General features: G+C 71.7%; 19 protein-coding genes. 16 read left to right on the plus strand and 3 right to left on the minus strand.

The genetic code is table 11. The features are described from left to right. Nucleotides 1–25: 25 nt before the first annotated feature. The 7 genes from rplQ to glmM all read left to right on the plus strand — a co-directional run bounded on the left by rplQ (nt 26) and on the right by glmM (nt 7,173). Nucleotides 26–487, plus strand: coding sequence for a 50S ribosomal protein L17 (rplQ, locus tag AC3IYJ_RS23645; RefSeq protein WP_371617437.1), 462 nt, complete (start codon nt 26–28; stop codon nt 485–487). A gap of 94 nt (nt 488–581) precedes the next feature. After that, on the plus strand, nt 582–1,433 hold the full coding sequence (gene truA / locus AC3IYJ_RS23650) for a tRNA pseudouridine(38-40) synthase TruA (protein ID WP_489396744.1): 852 nt from the start codon (nt 582–584) through the stop codon (nt 1,431–1,433). A gap of 33 nt (nt 1,434–1,466) precedes the next feature. Continuing rightward, nucleotides 1,467–3,095, plus strand: a complete 1,629-nt coding sequence (locus AC3IYJ_RS23655; protein WP_489396745.1) for an ATP-binding cassette domain-containing protein — start codon at nt 1,467–1,469, stop codon at nt 3,093–3,095. A 66-nt stretch (nt 3,096–3,161) separates the two neighbouring features. Further along, nucleotides 3,162–4,421, plus strand: coding sequence for a glycosyltransferase family 87 protein (locus AC3IYJ_RS23660; RefSeq protein WP_489396746.1), 1,260 nt, complete (start codon nt 3,162–3,164; stop codon nt 4,419–4,421). A gap of 253 nt (nt 4,422–4,674) precedes the next feature. Beyond that, complete coding sequence (gene rplM, locus AC3IYJ_RS23665; protein WP_489396747.1) at nt 4,675–5,118, plus strand: 50S ribosomal protein L13; 444 nt, start codon at nt 4,675–4,677, stop codon at nt 5,116–5,118. Between the two features lie 42 nt (nt 5,119–5,160). After that, the gene (rpsI, locus tag AC3IYJ_RS23670; protein ID WP_489396748.1) at nt 5,161–5,679 is read left to right on the plus strand and encodes a 30S ribosomal protein S9; all 519 of its coding nucleotides are present in this window, start codon (nt 5,161–5,163) and stop codon (nt 5,677–5,679) included. Nucleotides 5,680–5,814: 135 nt separating this feature from the next. Then, the gene (glmM, locus tag AC3IYJ_RS23675; RefSeq protein WP_489396749.1) at nt 5,815–7,173 is read left to right on the plus strand and encodes a phosphoglucosamine mutase; all 1,359 of its coding nucleotides are present in this window, start codon (nt 5,815–5,817) and stop codon (nt 7,171–7,173) included. A gap of 89 nt (nt 7,174–7,262) precedes the next feature. Here glmM and AC3IYJ_RS23680 read toward each other — a convergent pair whose 3' ends face one another. Beyond that, nucleotides 7,263–8,213, minus strand: coding sequence for a DUF389 domain-containing protein (locus AC3IYJ_RS23680; protein WP_489396750.1), 951 nt, complete (start codon nt 8,211–8,213; stop codon nt 7,263–7,265). 26 nt (nt 8,214–8,239) lie between these two features. Further along, entirely contained in the window at nt 8,240–9,175 is a 936-nt protein-coding gene (coaA, locus tag AC3IYJ_RS23685; protein WP_489396751.1) for a type I pantothenate kinase, read from the minus strand. A gap of 415 nt (nt 9,176–9,590) precedes the next feature. Between coaA and AC3IYJ_RS23690 the strand changes: the two genes are divergently transcribed. The 8 genes from AC3IYJ_RS23690 to AC3IYJ_RS23725 all read left to right on the plus strand — a co-directional run bounded on the left by AC3IYJ_RS23690 (nt 9,591) and on the right by AC3IYJ_RS23725 (nt 17,428). Then, a complete protein-coding gene (locus AC3IYJ_RS23690; RefSeq protein WP_489396752.1) occupies nt 9,591–10,361 on the plus strand; it encodes a hypothetical protein in 771 nt (256 codons plus the stop codon). A 122-nt stretch (nt 10,362–10,483) separates the two neighbouring features. Next, complete coding sequence (glmS, locus tag AC3IYJ_RS23695; RefSeq protein WP_489396753.1) at nt 10,484–12,331, plus strand: glutamine--fructose-6-phosphate transaminase (isomerizing); 1,848 nt, start codon at nt 10,484–10,486, stop codon at nt 12,329–12,331. A 14-nt stretch (nt 12,332–12,345) separates the two neighbouring features. Further along, on the plus strand, nt 12,346–12,714 hold the full coding sequence (locus tag AC3IYJ_RS23700; protein WP_489396754.1) for a holo-ACP synthase: 369 nt from the start codon (nt 12,346–12,348) through the stop codon (nt 12,712–12,714). Nucleotides 12,715–12,730: 16 nt separating this feature from the next. Further along, on the plus strand, nt 12,731–14,155 hold the full coding sequence (locus AC3IYJ_RS23705; RefSeq protein WP_489396755.1) for an NAD(P)H-hydrate dehydratase: 1,425 nt from the start codon (nt 12,731–12,733) through the stop codon (nt 14,153–14,155). Nucleotides 14,156–14,192: 37 nt separating this feature from the next. Further along, a complete protein-coding gene (gene alr, locus AC3IYJ_RS23710; protein ID WP_489396756.1) occupies nt 14,193–15,350 on the plus strand; it encodes an alanine racemase in 1,158 nt (385 codons plus the stop codon). A 10-nt stretch (nt 15,351–15,360) separates the two neighbouring features. Next, nucleotides 15,361–16,521, plus strand: a complete 1,161-nt coding sequence (locus AC3IYJ_RS23715) for an alpha/beta fold hydrolase (protein WP_489396757.1) — start codon at nt 15,361–15,363, stop codon at nt 16,519–16,521. Beyond that, on the plus strand, nt 16,490–17,032 hold the full coding sequence (gene tsaE, locus AC3IYJ_RS23720) for a tRNA (adenosine(37)-N6)-threonylcarbamoyltransferase complex ATPase subunit type 1 TsaE (protein ID WP_489396758.1): 543 nt from the start codon (nt 16,490–16,492) through the stop codon (nt 17,030–17,032). The genes AC3IYJ_RS23715 and tsaE overlap by 32 nt, the downstream gene beginning before the upstream one ends. Before the next feature lie 198 nt (nt 17,033–17,230). Continuing rightward, nucleotides 17,231–17,428 (plus strand): hypothetical protein, encoded by a 198-nt coding sequence (locus AC3IYJ_RS23725; RefSeq protein WP_489396759.1) that lies wholly within the window; start codon nt 17,231–17,233, stop codon nt 17,426–17,428. A 75-nt stretch (nt 17,429–17,503) separates the two neighbouring features. Here the strand turns inward: AC3IYJ_RS23725 and AC3IYJ_RS23730 are convergent, their stop codons facing one another. After that, complete coding sequence (locus tag AC3IYJ_RS23730; protein WP_489396760.1) at nt 17,504–18,064, minus strand: hypothetical protein; 561 nt, start codon at nt 18,062–18,064, stop codon at nt 17,504–17,506. Between the two features lie 132 nt (nt 18,065–18,196). On the opposite strand from AC3IYJ_RS23730, the gene tsaB reads away from it, so the two are divergent. Then, nucleotides 18,197–18,874: a tRNA (adenosine(37)-N6)-threonylcarbamoyltransferase complex dimerization subunit type 1 TsaB gene (gene tsaB, locus AC3IYJ_RS23735; RefSeq protein WP_489396761.1), complete on the plus strand. Its 678-nt coding sequence runs from the start codon at nt 18,197–18,199 to the stop codon at nt 18,872–18,874. Nucleotides 18,875–18,896 lie beyond the last annotated feature (22 nt).

Genomic DNA, 18,896 nt, shown 5'->3' on the forward strand with positions numbered 1-18,896 from the left:
GGTGCAGATATGAAGGAGTAAGACCATGCCGCGTCCCGCAAAGGGTGCCCGTCTGGGCGGCAGCGCCGCGCACGAGAAGCACCTCCTCGCGAACCTCGCGAAGGCGCTCTTCGAGCACGGCCGCATCACCACCACCGAGGCCAAGGCCCGTCGCCTGCGTCCCTACGCCGAGCGTCTGGTGACCAAGGCCAAGAAGGGCGACATCCACAACCGTCGCCTGGTGCTGCAGACGATCACGGACAAGAGCATCGTGCACACGCTCTTCACCGAGATCGCCCCGCGCTACGAGAACCGCCCCGGTGGTTACACGCGCATCACCAAGATCGGTAACCGTCGTGGCGACAACGCCCCGATGGCCGTGATCGAGCTGGTCGAGGCCCTTACGGTCGCCCAGCAGGCCACTGGTGAGGCCGAGGCCGCCACCAAGCGTGCGGTCAAGGAGGCGGAGGCTGTCGAGGCCACCGCCGAGGAGACCAAGGAGGCCTGATCCCGCAAGGGATCGAGCTCGCTTGATCGGCTCTGAACGGGCCCGCCCCTTCCGGGGGGCGGGCCCGTTCTGCATTTCTGAGAGGATCTGTCACGTGAGTGACGAGGTGGAGCCCGGACACGTCCGGGTCAGGCTGGACCTGAGCTATGACGGCAAGGACTTCTCCGGCTGGGCGAAGCAGCGCGTGCTGCGGACCGTCCAGGGCGAGCTGGAATCCGCGCTGCAGACCGTGATGCGGCTCCCCGACCCGGTCGAGCTGACCGTGGCCGGGCGTACCGACGCGGGCGTGCACGCGCGCGGGCAGGTCGCGCAGTTCGACGTACGCGACGAGGTGTGGGCCGAGCACCAGGACAAGCTGCTGCGGCGCCTCGCGGGCCGGCTGCCGCACGACGTACGGGTGTGGAAGGCCGCCGAGGCCCCCGCCGGGTTCAACGCGCGGTTCTCCGCGATCTGGCGCCGCTACGCCTACCGCGTCGGCGACCACCAGGCCGGCGTCGACCCGCTGCGCCGCGGCCACGTGCTCTGGCACCAGTGGCCCCTGGACGTGGACGCCATGAACGAGGCCGCCGCCGCGCTGGTGGGGGAGCACGACTTCGCCGCGTACTGCAAGAAGCGCGAGGGGGCCACGACGATCCGTACGCTCCAGCAGCTCAGCTGGGAGCGGGCCGAGGACGGGATCATCACCGCGACCGTCCGCGCCGACGCCTTCTGCCACAACATGGTGCGTTCGCTGGTGGGCGCCCTGCTGCACGTCGGCGACGGCCACCGGCCGGCCGACTGGCCCGGCAAGGTGCTGGGCGCGGCCGTACGGGACTCCTCGGTGCACGTGGTCAAGCCGCACGGGCTGACCCTGGAGGAGGTCGGCTACCCGGCCGACGAGCTGCTGGCCGCCCGCAGCAAGGAGGCGCGGAACCTGCGCACCCTGCCGGGCAAGGGCTGCTGTTAATCGGTTTGGGTGGAACGGTGGCGGACCTGGACAATGCCCGGCATGGGACATCTCGAAGCCAGCCACCTGGAGTACTACCTTCCCGACGGGCGGGTACTGCTCCCCGACGTCTCCTTCCGAGTGGGGGAGGGGGCGGTCGTCGCCCTCGTCGGAGCCAACGGGGCCGGTAAGACCACCCTGCTGAAGATGATCTCCGGCGACCTCCAGCCGCACGGCGGCGGCGTCGTCGTCTCCGGCGGCCTCGGCGTGATGTCGCAGTTCGTCGGCTCCGTCCGGGACGAGACGACCGTACGGGACCTCCTGGTCTCGGTGGCGCAGCCGCGGATCCGCGAGGCCGCGAAGGCCGTGGACCGCGCCGAGCAGCTGATCCTGACGGTGGACGACGAGCCCGCCCAGATGGCCTACGCACAGGCGCTGAGCGACTGGGCCGACGTGCAGGGGTACGAGGCGGAGACGCTGTGGGACGTCTGCACGATGGCCGCGCTGGCGATCCCGTACGACTCGGCGCAGTTCCGCGAGGTGCGCACGCTCTCGGGCGGTGAGCAGAAGCGGCTGGTCCTGGAGGCGCTGCTGCGCGGGCCGGACGAGGTGCTGCTGCTCGACGAGCCGGACAACTACCTGGACGTCCCGGGCAAGCGGTGGCTGGAGGAGCAGCTCAAGGCCACCCGCAAGACGGTGCTGTTCGTCTCGCACGACCGGGAGCTGCTCACCCAGGCCGCCGAGAAGATCATCAGCTTGGAGGCGAGCCCGAACGGTTCGGACGTCTGGGTGCACGGTGAGGGCTTCAGCACGTTCCACGCCGCCCGCAAGGAGCGCTTCGCGCGCTTCGAGGAGCTCAAGCGGCGCTGGGACGAGGAGCACGCCCGGCTGAAGGCCCTGGTGCTGCGCCTGCGCGGCCAGGCCGCGATCAGCCCGGACATGGCCTCCCGGTACCACGCGATGCAGACCCGCTTCAAGAAGTTCGAGGAGGCAGGCCCGCCGCCGGAGCCGCCGCGCGAGCAGGACATCAAGATGCGGCTCAAGGGCGGCCGTACCGGCGTGCGCGCGCTCACGGTGGAGAACCTGGAGCTCACTGGGCTGATGAAGCCGTTCTCCCTGGAGGTCTTCTACGGGGAGCGGGTCGCGGTCCTGGGCTCGAACGGCTCCGGGAAGTCGCACTTCCTCCGCCTGATGGCGGGGGAGGACGTCAAGCACACGGGTACCTGGAAGCTCGGCGCCCGTGTGGTCCCCGGCCACTTCGCGCAGACCCACGCCCACCCGGAGCTGTTCGGCCGCACGCTCGTCGACATCCTGTGGACGGAGGCGGCCAAGCCCCTGGGCCAGGCGATGGGCGCGCTGCGCCGCTACGAGCTGGAGCGCCAGGGGGACCAGCCCTTCGAGAAGCTCTCGGGCGGTCAGCAGGCGCGTTTCCAGATCCTGCTGCTCGAACTGGCGGGTACGACGGCGCTGCTCCTGGACGAGCCGACGGACAACCTGGACCTGGAATCGGCGGAGGCCCTGCAGGACGGGCTGGAGGCGTACGAGGGCACTGTGCTGTGCGTCACGCACGACCGGTGGTTCGCTCGCACATTTGACCGTTACTTGGTCTTCGGTTCGGACGGTGTTGTGCGGGAGACTACGGAGCCCGTCTGGGACGAACGTAGGGTCGAGCGCAAGCGCTAGGGGGAGACCTCCGCCTGGCCGGGTCGAGGGGAAGTCGTCGTGGGGCTGCGGCCGAGTGTCTGGGTCATGAAGTGGGACACCCCGTCCTCCTGGGACCGGCGGGTGGCGTGGCTGCTGAGGCCCGCCCCCCGGTCCTGGCGGGCCGTGACCCTGGTGATCCTGCTCGCGGTCGCGGTCTCGGCGAGCCTGCGGGTGAACTGGGGATCGGACAACGCCTTCGTCGTCAAGGCGGCGGACGCCCTGCTCGAAGGGGTGTCCCCGTACGAGGACAAGCGCTTCCTGTACCTCCCCAGCGCCGTCATCATGGCGATCCCCGAGGCGCTGCTGCCGGCCCCCCTGCTGCGCTGCCTGCTGCCGCTGGGGATGACGGGGCTCGTCGGGATCGGCTGGTGGGCCGCGCTGAGGCTGTTCTCGGTGCCGGTGCGCTCCCGGCTCGCGGTGGGCGGCTTCGGGCTGTTCGCGCTGGCGTACAAGCCGTACATCAACCTGGTGCTGATCGGGAACTGGACGGCCATCTCGGCCGCCGCCCTGCCGGTGGCGCTGCTGCTGGCGCACCGGCGGTCCTGGGGGGCCGCCGGGCTGGTGGTGGGGCTGGCCATCGCGTGCAAGCCGATGCTGGTGCCGATCGGGCTGCTCTTCCTCCTGGCGCGGCAGTGGCGGGGCCTCGCCGCGGCGGTGGGCGTGCCGGTCGCACTGTCGCTGGCCGGGGCGCTGATGATGCCGCACCCGATGCTGTTCTTCACCAAGACGCTGCCGTTCCTGCTGCAGGGCCAGGACTCCTACGCGCTGCCCTGGGACGCCTCGCCGATCGCGGTGCTGCCGCGGCTCGGGGTGCCGGAGCCGCTGGCGATGCTGGTGGCGTTCGCGGGGGCCGGGTGCGGTCTGTGGGCGGTCTGGCGGCGCTGGCGCCGGCCCGTGGAGACGGACGGCGACCAGGGCGAGCTGCGGCTGGTGGAGACGGCCTGCCTGGTGATGCTCGCCGCGTTCCTGGTGTCGCGGCCCTCCTTCGACCATTACATGATCGTCGTGCTCCCGCTCCTGCTCGCGTCGGGGGTGCGGGCGGGATCGATGCCTCGCTCGCCGTGGTTCTGGGTGGCCCTGCTGCCGCAGACGGCGGGAGTGCCGTGGCCCTCGGAGCTGGCTGCCAAGAGGCGGGCCTTCAAGGACATGGCGACCCTGTGCGGGCTGGCGGGTCTGCTGGTGTGGCGCACGCTGCGCCCCGGACGGGTTACTCTGGACCCTGTACGAACTGCGGGGTCCCCACCCAGGACCGAACCGGAGTGCGCCGCGTCCCCCGTCGAGATGGGATCGCGGACCGCGTTTTGACCCTTCGAGGTCATGGTTTTGACCCTTTCGGGTCATACTGGGTATTCTGCTGGTTCGTTATGCGTATTCGCCTGCTCACTTTCATGTGAGAGGGCTTTGCGCCGGTCCACCGGGCCGATGACCAGCGGTTCACACGGGTTGCTCCCCGTAGTGGATCAGGGCTGTCGTGATCGTCCGTGGTGACCAGTCAGGACCCGTCCCTCGGGCTCACCCCCCGGGGATGACCCACCACTGAAGAAGCGAAGGCATACGCGTGCGTACGTTCAGCCCCAAGCCCGGCGACATCTCGCGCCAGTGGCTCGTCATCGACGCCCAGGACGTTGTCCTCGGCCGTCTGGCGACCCAGGCCGCTGCCCTCCTCAAGGGCAAGCACAAGCCGACTTACGCCCCCCACATGGACATGGGCGACTTCGTCATCATCGTCAACGCCGACAAGGTTCACCTGTCCGGCAACAAGGCGACGCAGAAGATGGCGTACCGCCACTCCGGCTACCCGGGCGGTCTCCGTTCGGTGCGCTACGACGACCTCCTCGCGAACAACCCCGAGAAGGCCGTGGAGAAGGCCATCAAGGGCATGCTCCCCAAGAACACCCTGGGCCGTCAGATGCTCTCGAAGCTGAAGGTCTACTCGGGCGAGAACCACCCGCACGCTGCGCAGCAGCCGGTGGCGTTCGAGATCACCCAGGTCGCGCAGTAGTTCCGGCCACCCCCTAAGACGTAGAAAATTCTGAGGAGCATCGTGGCCGAGACCACCGCCGAGACTGTCATCGAAGAGTTCGAGGGCAACGTCGAGGAGTACACCAGCGAGTCTGAGGTTGTCGTCGAGGGCGACTACACCTCCGAGTCCCTTGCCGGTCGCTTCGGCGACCCCCAGCCGGCCGCCGGCCTGGGCCGTCGCAAGAACGCCATCGCCCGCGTCCGGATCGTTCCGGGCACCGGCAAGTGGAAGATCAACAGCCGCACCCTTGAGGACTACTTCCCCAACAAGGTGCACCAGCAGGAAGTCAACGAGCCCTTCAAGCTCCTCGAGCTTGACGGCCGCTACGACGTCATCGCCCGCATCTCGGGTGGCGGCGTCTCCGGTCAGGCCGGTGCCCTGCGCCTCGGTGTCGCCCGTGCGCTGAACGAGGCCGACGTCGACAACAACCGCCCGGCGCTGAAGAAGGCCGGCTTCCTTTCCCGCGACGACCGTGCGGTCGAGCGCAAGAAGGCCGGTCTCAAGAAGGCCCGCAAGGCTCCGCAGTACAGCAAGCGTTAATCTGCGCCTGCTGTTCTGCAACGAATCCGCCCCGGCAGCACTCTCCGTGCTGCCGGGGCGGTTCGTTTACCGCCACAAGCGGCAAATACATGGCACAAGTGGTCACAAACGCAGTGTGAACTCGGGAGGACAACAGTGGGACGACTCTTCGGGACGGACGGTGTACGAGGCGTCGCGAACGCGGATCTGACGGCCGAGCTCGCGCTCGGCCTCTCCGTGGCGGCGGCACACGTACTCGCCGAGGCAGGCACCTTCGAGGGCCATCGGGCCACCGCGGTCGTCGGCCGCGACCCCCGGGCCTCGGGCGAATTCCTGGAGGCCGCAGTCGTCGCGGGCCTCGCGAGCGCGGGCGTGGACGTCCTGCGCGTCGGTGTGCTGCCCACCCCGGCGGTGGCGTATCTCACCGGTGCGCTGGGCGCCGACCTCGGCGTCATGCTCTCGGCCAGCCACAACGCCATGCCCGACAACGGCATCAAGTTCTTCGCGCGCGGTGGGCACAAGCTCGCCGACGAGCTGGAGGACCGGATCGAGTCCGTCTACGAGGACCACCGCACGGGCGCTCCGTGGGACCGGCCCACCGGCTCCGGCGTCGGCCGCGTCTCCGACTACGACCAGGGCTTCGACAAGTACGTCGCCCACCTCATGGGCGTCCTCCCGAACCGTCTCGACGGTCTCAAGGTCGTCCTGGACGAGGCGCACGGTGCGGCCGCGTTCGTCTCGCCCGAGGCCTTCGCCCGTGCGGGCGCGGAGATCATCACGATCGGTGCCGAGCCCGACGGACTGAACATCAACGACGGCTGCGGTTCCACCCACCTCGGTCTGCTGAAGCAGGCCGTCGTCGAGCACGGTGCCGACCTGGGCATCGCGCACGACGGGGACGCCGACCGCTGCCTGGCCGTGGACGCGAACGGCGCCGAGATCGACGGCGACCAGATCCTCGCGGTGCTGGCGCTGGCCATGCGCGAGGCCGGGCACCTGCGCGAGGACACCGTGGTCGGCACCGTGATGTCGAACCTGGGCTTCAAGCTGGCCATGGAGGCCGAGGGCATCCACGTCGTGCAGACCGGGGTCGGCGACCGGTACGTCCTGGAGTCGATGAAGGAGCACGGGTACGCGCTGGGCGGCGAGCAGTCCGGCCACGTGATCATCCTCGACCACGCCACCACCGGCGACGGCACCCTGACCGGCCTGATGCTGGCCGCGCGGATCTCGGCCACCGGCAAGTCCCTCGCCGAGCTGGCCGGGGTCATGAGCCGGCTGCCGCAGGTGCTGGTCAACGTCCCCGACGTGGACAGGTCCCGGGTCGCGACCTCGGCCGAGCTGGCCGCCGCCGTCTCCGACGCGGAGCGCGAGCTGGGCTCGACCGGGCGCGTACTGCTGCGTCCCTCGGGCACCGAGCCGCTCGTCCGGGTGATGGTGGAGGCCGCCGACATCGAGCAGGCCCGCTCCGTCGCCGGCCGGCTGGCCGACGTGGTGAAGTCGGCGCTCGGCTAGATCCTGCCGATGTGAAGGACCGGCCCCGCGCTACGAAGCCCCGTAGCGCGGGGCCGGTTCCGTATCCGGGACCTCCCGGGGGCGCGGGCTCAGGTGGCGGGCGGGGTGCGGCGCCAGTGGCCGCGCTGGGTGCGCCACAGGAGCTTCTGGCCGAGCAGGGTCAGTACGCCGGCCAGCATGATCCCGAACAGGTTCAGCAGCAGCTGCTCGGCGGAGCCCCACATCTGGCCGAAGTCCCCGTAGCCGAGCGCCACGGCCGCGTTGGCGGCGGCCGGGACGGTGGTCACCGAGATCGCGACGCCGACCAGCGCCCCGGACTTCGCCGAGGTCAGGGAGAGCACCCCGGCCACACCGGCGAGCAGGGCCACGACGAAGGAGAACGGGTCCGGCTGCCAGATGAAGCTGGTGTTGGGGCGGGGCTTGTCCAGCATTCCCGGGTGGAACAGGCCCAGGGCGTCCATCACCAGGGTGAAGGCGGTGGTCGCGACCATCGCCGCGGCGAAACCGATGAGCAGGGCGGCCAGCGAGCGGGCGGCCAGCTTCGGGGCGCGCTGCACCAGACCGGTGCAGACGCCGGCGAGCGGTCCGAACTCGGGGCCGACCGCCATCGCGCCCACGATCAGGATGGCGTTGTCGAGGACCACGCCGCAGGCCGCGATCATCGTCGCGACGATCATGAAGGCGCTGTAGGTGATGGTGAGGGTGGACTCCTCGTGGGTCGCCTCGCTCAGCTGCTCCCACAGGACGGCGTCCGCGGCCTCTCCCGGGGCCTCCTCCTCGGCCCGGTCGGCGCGCTCCGAGAGGGAGAGGTCGATGTTCTCGACCGCGATCGAGCCGTCCTTGTCGATGGAGAGCCCGCGCAGCTCGTTCAGGAGCTCGTCGCCCGCCTCGCGAGCGACGTCGCACATCACGATGTCGCCCGGCGGGATGCGGGCGGCGCCCGGCAGCACCACCAGATGCGTGGTGCCGACCGTGCTCTCGACGATCCGGACGACGGCGTCCGTCCGGTCCGCCGGAGTGATCATCCGTAGGTGCAGCATGGCCGCACAGTAACCGCCGGACGGCGTCAGAGCTTGCGCAGACTCAGCTTCTGCACCTTGTGGTCCGGGCCCTTGCGCACGACGAGGGTGGCGCGGCCGCGGGTCGGGGCCACGTTCTCCAGCAGGTTGGGCTTGTTGATGGTCCGCCACATGGTCTGAGCGTACTCCAGCGCCTCCTCCTCGGAGACCTGGGTGTACTTGCGGAAGTAGGAGAAGGGGTTCTGGAACGCCGTCTCGCGCAGCTTGCGGAACCGGTTGAGGTACCAGCGCTCGATGTCCTCGGGGCGGGCGTCCACGTACACGCTGAAGTCGAAGTAGTCGGCGAGGCCGACCCTGGTCCGGCCGTCGTTGCCGGGCAGCGCCGGCTGGAGGACGTTGAGTCCCTCGACGATCAGGATGTCGGGGCGGCGCACGACGAGCTGCTCGCCGGGGACGATGTCGTAGATCAGGTGCGAGTAGACCGGGGCGGTGACCTCGTCCTTGCCGGCCTTGATGTCGGCGACGAAGCGGGTCAGCGCGCGGCGGTCGTAGGACTCGGGGAACCCCTTGCGGGCGGTCAGTCCGCGCCGCTGGAGCTCCTTCATCGGGTACAGGAAGCCGTCGGTGGTCACCAGCTCCACCCGCGGGTGCTCGGGCCAGCGGGCGAGCAGGGCCTGGAGGAGGCGGGCCACGGTGGACTTGCCGACCGCCACGGAACCGGCGACCCCTATGACGAAGGGGGTGCCCTGCTGTGCGCCGTGGCCGTTGCCGGCGTCGCCGAGGAAGGTGTTGAGGGTGCCGCGCAGGTTGCTGGTGGCTCCCACGTACAGGTTCAGCAGCCGGGAGAGCGGCAGGTACACGTCGCGGACCTCGTCGAGGTCGATGACGTCGCCGAGCCCGCGCAGCCGCTCGACCTCGTCGGCCGTCAGCGGCAGCGGGGTGCGCTCGCGCAGGGCGCTCCACTCCGCGCGGGTGAGGTCCACGTAGGGGGAGGCCTCGTGGCCCCGGCGGCGCGTGGGGTGCGCGGCAGGCCCGGGGGGCGTGGGGTGCTCCGATCCGACGGGGCGCTCCGTTGCGCTTTCGTCCGGCGTGCTTCGTGGCGGCGAAGTGATCACAGGGCCATTGTCGGGGGTCCCGGGCCGTTGTGGGTGGTGTGGTCGGTCACGTGGGGCCGGGCCTTATGGCCCGGGGTGGGCGGGTTGTGCGGGGGCGGTATCGATCGGAGAGAGCCGCGGTCTCGTTGGGATCACGATGCGTGTAGTGGGTCTTCAATTACCGGCGGCTGTCGGTGGCACCCCGTACGGTGTGGATCACCGCAGTTTTGAGGCCGCCCTCGGCACCGTTCCGGGGCGCCGCTGCGGGCTGCCCTTTTTCAGATGTTCCGTGGGGGAAACCATCATGCGCACCACCCTTGTACGCCGTACCGTCCTGACCGCTTCCGCCGTGTCCCTGGCGCTGCTCGCCACCGCGTGCGGCGGCTCCGACAAGACCGACGCGAAGAAGGACGACACGAAGCCGTCGGCCGCCGCCTCTTCCGCGGCGCCGGCCGTCAAGGGGAAGACGGACGCCGAGCTCGCCGGTCTGCTCGTCACCCAGGCGGAGGTACCGGACTACCTGGTCCAGACCGACGGCGCCGCCAAGCTGGCCGAGGCGGACAAGCAGCCGATCGCCACGGACAAGCCCGAGTGCAAGGTGCTGGCCCAGTCGAGCTCCCTCCAGAAGATCGGTGCGGCGACCGGGGTCGCGCGCATCGGCCTGGGGGCCAAGCCGAAGGCCGACCCGGCGGCCTCGCCGGAGCAGAAGATCAAGGACGCGATGGGCGTCACCGTGACGAGGACCGGCCTCGCCTCCTACGACGGCAAGGGCGCGCAGGACCTGTTGGCCTCCGTAAAGACGGCGGGCCAGGCCTGCGCCGGCGGCTTCAGCATCAGTGGCGACGGGGACACCACCAAGTTCGACAGCGTGACGGCGGGCCCCGCCGTGACCGCGGGCGACGAGTCCGTGAGCCTGAAGTTCACGATCGACCTGGAGGACGGCGACAAGGGCCTCGCCCTGCTGACCGTGGTCCGCAAGGGCGGGACGGTGGCCACCTTCAGCTCCCTCAGCCTGCTGGGCACGACCGAGTCCCCGAAGACGCTGATCGAGGTCCAGGCCAAGAAGCTCGGCTGACGATCCGTCCGGCTCGGTCGTCCGCCCGTACGTCAACCCGCCTCCGGCGCATTCGCCGGGGCGGGTTTTTCGTCTTGTTCGGGTACCGGGCAGGGAGCCAACTACGGCGTACCCTGCGGCTTATGTGCGGAATCGTGGGTTACGTAGGAGCGCAGTCGGCGCTCGATGTGGTCATTGCCGGACTCAAGCGGCTGGAGTACCGCGGCTACGACTCGGCGGGTGTCGCCGTGCTGGCGGACGGCGGGCTCGCTTCGGTCAAGAAGGCCGGGAAGCTGGTCAATCTGGAGAAGGAACTGGTCGGGCATCCGATGCCGGCCGGTTCCACGGGGCTGGGGCACACCCGGTGGGCGACCCATGGCGGGCCCACCGACGTCAACGCCCACCCGCACCTCGACAATTCGGGGCGCGTGGCCGTCGTGCACAACGGGATCATCGAGAACTTCGCCGCGCTGCGGGCCGAGCTGGCCGGGCGCGGGCACCGGCTGGAGTCCGAGACGGACACCGAGGTCGTGGCGCACCTGCTGGCGGAGCGGTTCGACGGCTGCGGGGACCTCGCGGAGGCGATGCGGCAGGTGTGCAGGCTGCTGGAGGGGGCCTTCACGCTGGTCGCCGTGCACGCCGGGGACCCGGACGTGGTGGTCGGCGCACGCCGGAACTCGCCCCTGGTGGTGGGCGTTGGAGAGGGTGAGAACTTCCTCGCCTCGGACGTGGCCGCCTTCATCGCCCACACCCGGTCCGCGATCGAGCTGGGGCAGGACCAGGTCGTCGAGCTCCGCCGCGACGGTGTCACGGTGACCAACTTCGACGGTTCGGCCGCGACCGTGCGGGCGTACCACGTGGACTGGGACGCCTCGGCGGCCGAGAAGGGGGGGTACGACTACTTCATGCTCAAGGAGATCGCCGAGCAGCCGAAGGCTGTCGCCGACACCCTGCTGGGCAGGATCGACGCGAGCGGACTGCTGACCCTCGACGAGGTGCGCATCCCGGATTCGGTGCTGCGCGAGGTCGACAAGGTCGTGATCGTGGCGTGCGGTACGGCGTACCACGCGGGCATGATCGCGAAGCTGGCCATCGAGCACTGGACCCGCATCCCCTGCGAGACGGAGCTGGCCAGCGAGTTCCGCTACCGAGACCCGATCCTGGACCAGCGGACGCTGGTGATCGCGATCTCGCAGTCGGGCGAGACCATGGACACCCTCATGGCGCTGCGGCACGCGCGCGAGCAGGGTGCCAAGGTGCTGGCCGTCTGCAACACGAACGGCTCGACCATTCCGCGCGAGTCGGACGCCGTGCTGTACACGCACGCCGGTCCCGAGGTGGCCGTCGCCTCGACCAAGGCGTTCCTGACGCAGCTGGTGGCCTGCTACCTGGTCGCCCTGTACCTCGGGCAGGTGCGGGGTACGAAGTGGGGCGACGAGATCCGGGCGGTCATCCGGGAGCTGTCGGACATCGCCGCGGCGGTGGACACCGTACTGGAGACGATGGAGCCGGTACGGGAGCTCGCGCGATCCCTGGCCGACAAGAACACGGTGCTCTTCCTGGGCCGGCACGTCGGCTACCCGGTGGCGCTGGAAGGTGCGCTCAAGCTCAAGGAGCTCGCCTACATGCACGCCGAGGGCTTCGCGGCCGGCGAGCTCAAGCACGGGCCGATCGCGCTGATCGAGAAGGACCTGCCGGTGGTGGTCGTCGTACCGTCGCCGCGCGGCCGCTCGGTGCTGCACGACAAGATCGTGTCGAACATCCAGGAGATCCGGGCGCGCGGGGCGCGGACCATCGTGATCGCCGAGGAGGGTGACGAGGCGGTCGTCCCGTACGCCGACCACCTGATCCGCATTCCGGCCACCCCGACGCTGCTCCAGCCGCTGGTGGCGACCGTGCCGCTGCAGGTCTTCGCCTGCGAGCTGGCGACGGCGCGGGGCAACGAGGTGGACCAGCCGCGTAACCTCGCGAAGTCGGTGACCGTGGAGTAGTAGGGGTTGTTGTTGTGATCATCGGTGTGGGCATTGACGTTGCCGAGATCGAACGGTTCGGCGCCGCGCTGGAGCGGACGCCGAACCTGGCTCGGCGGCTGTTCGTCGACGCCGAGCTGACCCTGCCGGGCGGCGAGCGGCGCGGAACCGCCTCGCTCGCCGCCCGGTTCGCGGCCAAGGAGGCACTGGCCAAGGCGCTCGGTGCCCCCGGCGGGCTGCTGTGGACCGATGCCGAGGTGTACGTCGAGGACAGCGGGCAGCCGCGGCTGCGGGTGTCCGGGACGGTGCAGGCGCGGGCCGCGGAGCTGGGCGTGCGGTCCTGGCACATCTCCCTCAGCCACGACGCGGGCATCGCCTCCGCTGTGGTGATCGCCGAGGGATAGCGGGCAGGGTGGTGCCATGCGTACTGCTTACAGCGTGGAGACCGTACGGTCCGCCGAGCGCGAGCTGATGGCCCGGCTGCCCGAAGGAGCCCTGATGCAGCGGGCGGCGGCCGGACTGGCCGCCGTCTGCGCCCGGCTGCTGCCCCGGGTCTACGGGGCCCGGGTCGTCCTGCTGGTGGGCCCCGGGGACAACGGGGGCGACGCCCTGTACGCGGGCGCCCGCCTGGCCCGGCGCGGGGCCGGGGTGACGGCCGTACCGGTGGATCCGGCGCGGGTACACGAGGGCGGACTGGCCGCGCTGCGGTCCGCCGGCGGCCGCCTCGCCGAGGAGGTGCCGCTCCGGGCCGACCTGGTCGTGGACGGGCTGGTCGGCATCGGCGGGCGCGGCGCGCTGCGGCCCGCGGCGGCCGCGTTGGTGGAGCGGATCCCGGCCGGCGCGACGGTGGTGGCCGTGGACCTGCCGAGCGGCGTGGACGCGGACACCGGGGAAGTCGCGGGGGCCGCCGTACGGGCCGATGTCACCGTGACCTTCGGGGCGTACAAACCGGGACTGCTCATCGATCCGGGGGCCGCCCGGGCCGGGGTGGTGCACCTGGTGGACATCGGGCTGTCCTTCCCGGAGCCGCCCGACGCGCAGGCCCCGCAGCACGCGGAGGTGGCCCGGCTGCTGCCGGTGCCCACGCGGACCAGCGACAAGTACCGGCGCGGCGTGGTCGGGATCGTCGCGGGGTCCGCGCGCTATCCGGGTGCGGCGGTGCTCGCCGTGGCGGGGGCGCTGCGGGGCGGCGCCGGCGCGGTGCGGTACGTGGGCCCGCCGGCGGTGGCGGACGCCGTCCTCGCCCGCTACCCCGAGACGCTGATCGGGCCCGGCCGGGTCCAGGCGTGGGTGGTCGGTCCGGGACTGGGCGAGGACCCGGCCGCCGCCGGGGTGCTGGCGCAGCCCGTGCCGGTCCTGGTGGACGCCGACGGGCTGCGCGGGCTGGACCCCGGGGCGCTGCGGGCCAGGCAGGCCGAGACGGTGCTGACCCCGCACGCGGGGGAGGCGGCGGCGCTGCTCGGGGTCGCCCGGGAGTCCGTGGAGGCGGGCCGACTGGAGGCCGTGCGGGAGCTGGCCGGGCGGTACGGGGCGACGGCGCTCCTGAAGGGGTCGACGACCCTGGTGTGCTCCGGGGAGGCGCGGACGGTACGGGTGAATCCGACGGGCACGGCGTGGCTGGCGACGGCCGGGAGCGGGGACGTGCTGGCGGGCCTCGCGGGGTCGCTGCTGGCGGCCGGGCTGTCCGGGGCCGACGCCGCGTCGGCGGCGGCCTACCTGCACGGCCTCGCGGGCCGTCTCGCCTCGGCCGGCGGCCCGCTGCTGGCCCAGGACATCGCGGGCGCCCTGCCCGCCGCCTGGCGCGAGGTGGCCGCCGGCGGACGGCGGTCGCGCGCGGAGGCGTAGACGAGCACGACGGTCGGCCTCTGAGAGACTGTGGGGGATGAACGAGACACCCACGCGCGTGTACGCCGAGATCGATCTTGACGCCGTACGGGCGAATGTACGCGCGTTGCGCGAGCGGGCGCCCCGGGCCGAGTTGATGGCCGTAGTCAAGTCCGACGCCTACGGGCACGGCGCCGTGCCCTGCGCCCGCGCGGCCCTCGAAGCCGGTGCGACCTGGCTCGGCACCGCTACCCCCGAAGAGGCGCTCGCGCTGCGCGCCGCCGGGGTCGGCGGCCGGATCCTGTGCTGGCTGTGGACCCCGGGCGGGCCGTGGCGCGAGGCCATCGAGGCCGACGTGGACGTGGCGGTCAGCGGGATGTGGGCCCTGGAGGAAGTGCGTGCGGCCGCCCGCACCGTCGGCCGCACGGCCCGGATCCAGCTCAAGGCCGACACCGGCCTCGGCCGCAACGGCTGCCAGCCCGCCGACTGGGCCGAGCTCGTCGGCGCGGCCGTCGCCGCCCAGGCCGAGGGCACCGTGCACGTGACCGGCCTGTGGTCCCACTTCGCCTGCGCCGACGAGCCCGGACACCCCTCCATCGCGCTCCAGCTGACCGCCTTCCGCGACATGCTCGAGTACGCCGAGAAGGAGGGCATCGAGCCCGAGGTCCGGCACATCGCCAACTCACCCGCCACCCTGACCCTGCCCGAGAGCCACTTCGACCTGGTCCGGTGCGGTCTGGCGGTGTACGGGGTCTCCCCGGCTCCCGAGCTCGGCACCCCCGCCCAGCTCGGGCTGCGCCCCGCCATGGCCCTGAAGGCCTTCGTGGCCCTGGTCAAGGAGGTCCCGGCCGGACACGGCGTCAGTTACGGGCACCACTACGTGACCGAGGACGAGACCCGGCTCGCGCTCATCCCGGCCGGCTACGCGGACGGCATCCCGCGGCACGCCTCGGGCCGCGGTCCCGTCCTCCTCGGGGGCCGGACGCGCTACGCCGCCGGACGGGTCGCCATGGACCAGTTCGTCGTGGACATCGGCCCCGAGGACCGGGTCCGGCCCGGCGACGAGGTGATCATCTTCGGCGACGGCGAGCGCGGCGAGCCCACGGCCGAGGACTGGGCTCAAGCGGCGCACACGATCGCATATGAGATCGTCACCCGTATCGGGGTCAGGGTTCCCCGGGTGTACCGCGACCGAAGTACCGCAACGGCTGAGTGAGGGCGGCGGCGTGAGCGAGAACTGGCGCAAGGCCGGCTGGGCCGGAGCGGCCATCGGCGTGATAGCGGCGGGCGCGGCGGCCGGCGTCGCGGTCGAACGGATCACCGTCGGGCGGGGCATGCGCATGAAGGCGCGCCTCGCCCTCGACGCGACCGGGGACTACGGCTCCCTGCGCGGCGCCCCCGGCCACGCGCGGGCCGAGGACGGCACCCCGCTCTACTACGAGATCGACGAACTGCCCGAAGAGGGCAAGCGGCGCCGGCTGCGCCGCAAGGCCCCGGCCCCGCCGACCGTGGTGTTCTGCCACGGCTACTGCCTCGCGCAGGACTCCTGGCACTTCCAGCGCGCCGCCCTGCGCGGTGTGGTCCGCGCCGTGTACTGGGACCAGCGCAGCCACGGCCGCAGCGGCCGCGGCCTGGCCCAGGCCGAGGGCGAGCCGGTGACCATCGAACAGCTCGGCCGCGATCTGAAGGCCGTCATCGACGCAGCCGCCCCCGAGGGCCCGCTGATCCTGGTCGGTCACTCGATGGGCGGTATGACCATCATGGGACTCGCGGACGAGTTCCCCGAGCTCGTCCGGGAGCGGGTGGCCGGGGTGGCCTTCGTCGGCACCTCCAGCGGCCGCCTGGACGAGGTGACGTACGGGCTGCCCTCCGTGGGCTTCGGGGCGGTGCGCCGCCTGCTGCCCGGGGTGCTCAAGGCGCTCGGCTCCCAGGTGGAGCTGGTGGAGAAGGGCCGCCGGGCCACGGCCGACCTGTTCGCCGGCATGGTCAAGTCGTACTCCTTCGCCTCGCCCGACGTGGACCCGGGCGTGGCCCGTTTCGCCGAGCGGCTCATCGAGGGCACCCCCATCGACGTGGTCGCCGAGTTCTACCCGGCCTTCCAGACGCACGACAAGACGGCCGCGCTCCAGCGGTTCGCGGACATCCCCGTCACCGTCATCGCGGGTGACGGCGACATGGTCACCCCGCCCGGCCACAGCCGGACCATCAAGGACGCGCTGCCCTCCGCCGAACTGGTCGTCCTGGAGTCCGCCGGGCACCTGATGATGCTGGAACACCCGGACACCGTGACCCGGCTGCTCACCGAGCTGCTGGCGCGCACCGCGGTGGTGTCCGCACCGGCTAACGTTTCCGGACATGGAAGAAGTACCGCAGGCAGCGGTTCCTGAAGCGGGAACCGAAGCGCACATCACCGTCGGCTCGCCCGACGCCATGCAGGACCTCGGCCGCCGGATCGCCGGTCTGCTGCGCCCCGGCGACCTCGTCCTGCTGACCGGGGAACTCGGCGCCGGCAAGACCACCTTGACCCGCGGGCTCGGCGAAGGCCTGGGCGTGCGCGGGGCGGTGACCTCGCCGACCTTCGTGATCGCCCGGGTCCACCCCTCGCTGACCGGCGGCCCGGCACTGGTGCACGTGGACGCGTACCGGCTCGGCGGCGGGCTCGACGAGATGGAGGACCTGGACCTCGACGTCTCGCTGCCCGAGTCCGTGGTCGTCGTGGAGTGGGGCGACGGCAAGGTCGAGGAGCTGTCCGACGACCGGATGCACGTGGTGATCCGGCGGGCGGTGGGCCACGAGGAGGTCCTGGACGACGTACGGGAGGTCACCGTGCGCGGGATCGGCGGGCGCTGGTCGGCCGGGGCGGGTCTGGAGAGCCTCGCGGGAGTCCTCTCGGAGTGAGAGTTCGCGGTTAACGTACCGACAACTCGTCGGCAAGATATTGCGCGGGCGGCAGGGCGCGTGGTCACATGGTATCGAGGGCTGGTTAGGCGTACCTAAGTACAGGCTGGCCCCGGCCAGGAGGCAGCCATGTCGGCAGCAGGAGCAGCACCACCGGGAGCAGCGGCACCGGGAGGACGTGCCCCCCGCCCGTCCGGCGTGTCCATGGGGGCGCTGCTCGCCGCGGGCGTGGCCGCCAGCGCCGTGTCGACCCCACCCGCCCGGGAGCGCGGCGCCGAGCCGGATCCCGCCGGAGAAGCGGCCGCCGCACGGGAAGCGGCCGTACGCGAGGAGGCCGGGGGAAGCGGACCGGCCGGGGACGGCGAACAGGCCGCCACGGAGTCCGAAGCGGCCTGAAGGGCTGTGAAGGGCGGTCGAGGACGGTGGAGGGCGGTCGAGGGGCCCCTGGCGGGTCCCCCGTTCGGGCGAACGTCAGGCGACGACGACTACCTTCGTGCCGATCGTCGCGAAGGCCCACATCGCGTCGCCGTCCGCACGCGTCATGCGGACGCCGCCGGTCTTCTTGCCCGGATCGGGCTCCGGGAGGGTGTTGTCCACGCGCGCGCTGAAACCGACCGTGATGCCCTGCGTGCTCGCGAACCGGACGACGTGCTCGATCGGCACCCCGTCGGAGCCCGTCACCGTGCCCGTGCGGTTGCCGACCGTGTAGCTGCCCGGCGCGGGGTGGATCGTGCTCGGCATCACCGCGAACGACTTCGGCTCCTGGCCGCCCGCGTCCACCAGCCACACGCGCTTCGCGCCGATCGAGTACACGACACGCGTCCCGGTGCCGGAACCGGCCGGCAGGGCCACCGGCTTGGCCGGGTCGGCCTTCGCGGCGCCGGAAGTGCTCGGGGCGGGCGAGGGATTCTGCGCGACGGCCTTCGGCGGGTGCGCGGGGGCGGTGGCGGAGGCCTGGTAGCCGAGGAAGCCGATCGCGGCGAGTGCCGCGACGGTGAGCCCGGCCACGATTCCCGAGCTGCTGCGTGCCACCTTGGTCCACCTCTCCGCATGGTCTGGGGCGTCCCGACACCTTGATCGGTGACACCTGGGTCGAAGGTAGCAGCCGGGCTGCTTCCAGACCGGCCGCAAGGGCCGGGGGCCCCGGAGTCGTAGGCTGTTCGCGTGCTCTTGCTCGCTGTAGATACCGCCACGCCCGCCGTCACCGTCGCCCTGCACGACGGCGAGTCCGTCCTCGCCGAGTCGAACCAGGTCGACGCCCGCCGCCACGGGGAGCTCCTGCTGCCCTCCGTCGACAAGGTCCTCGCCGAGGCGGGGGTCAAGCTCGAAGCCGTCACCGGCATCGTCGTCGGCGTCGGCCCCGGCCCCTACACCGGGCTGCGGGTCGGACTGGTCACCGCCGCCACCTTCGCCTCCGTCCTCGGTGTGCCCGTGCACGGCCTGTGCACCCTCGACGGCCTCGCCTACGCGGCCGGCGCCGCCGGGATCGAGGGCCCCTTCACCGTGGCCACCGACGCGCGGCGCAAGGAGGTCTACTGGGCCCGGTACGAGGACCCGCGCACCCGGGTCGGCGAGCCCGCGGTGGACCGGCCGGCCGACATCGCCGAGCGGGTAGCGGGACTGCCCGCCGTCGGGCAGGGCGCGCAGCTCTACCCGGAGGTCTTCACCGACGCACGCGCCCCGGAGCACCAGAGCGCCGCCGCGCTGGCGGCCCTGGCGGTGGAACGGCTGGTGGCCGGGGAGCCGTTTGAAAATGAGAGGGGCCTGCCCGCGACCCCGCTCTACCTGCGCCGCCCCGACGCGCAGGTGCCCAAGAACTACAAGGTGGTCACCCCGCAGTGACCGCCGCCACCGCCGTGCTGCG

The organism is Streptomyces sp. GL_140 (assembly GCF_057834465.1).

Coding starts and splice junctions, on each gene's coding strand:
- rplQ (WP_371617437.1), top strand. CDS start 26: ATGCCGCGTCCCGCAAAGGGTGCCCGTCTGGGCGGCAGCGCCGCGCAC.
- AC3IYJ_RS23655 (WP_489396745.1), top strand. CDS start 1,467: ATGCCCGGCATGGGACATCTCGAAGCCAGCCACCTGGAGTACTACCTT.
- AC3IYJ_RS23660 (WP_489396746.1), top strand. CDS start 3,162: ATGAAGTGGGACACCCCGTCCTCCTGGGACCGGCGGGTGGCGTGGCTG.
- AC3IYJ_RS23680 (WP_489396750.1), bottom strand. CDS start 8,213: ATGCTGCACCTACGGATGATCACTCCGGCGGACCGGACGGACGCCGTC.
- AC3IYJ_RS23690 (WP_489396752.1), top strand. CDS start 9,591: ATGCGCACCACCCTTGTACGCCGTACCGTCCTGACCGCTTCCGCCGTG.
- glmS (WP_489396753.1), top strand. CDS start 10,484: ATGTGCGGAATCGTGGGTTACGTAGGAGCGCAGTCGGCGCTCGATGTG.
- AC3IYJ_RS23705 (WP_489396755.1), top strand. CDS start 12,731: ATGCGTACTGCTTACAGCGTGGAGACCGTACGGTCCGCCGAGCGCGAG.
- alr (WP_489396756.1), top strand. CDS start 14,193: ATGAACGAGACACCCACGCGCGTGTACGCCGAGATCGATCTTGACGCC.
- tsaE (WP_489396758.1), top strand. CDS start 16,490: ATGGAAGAAGTACCGCAGGCAGCGGTTCCTGAAGCGGGAACCGAAGCG.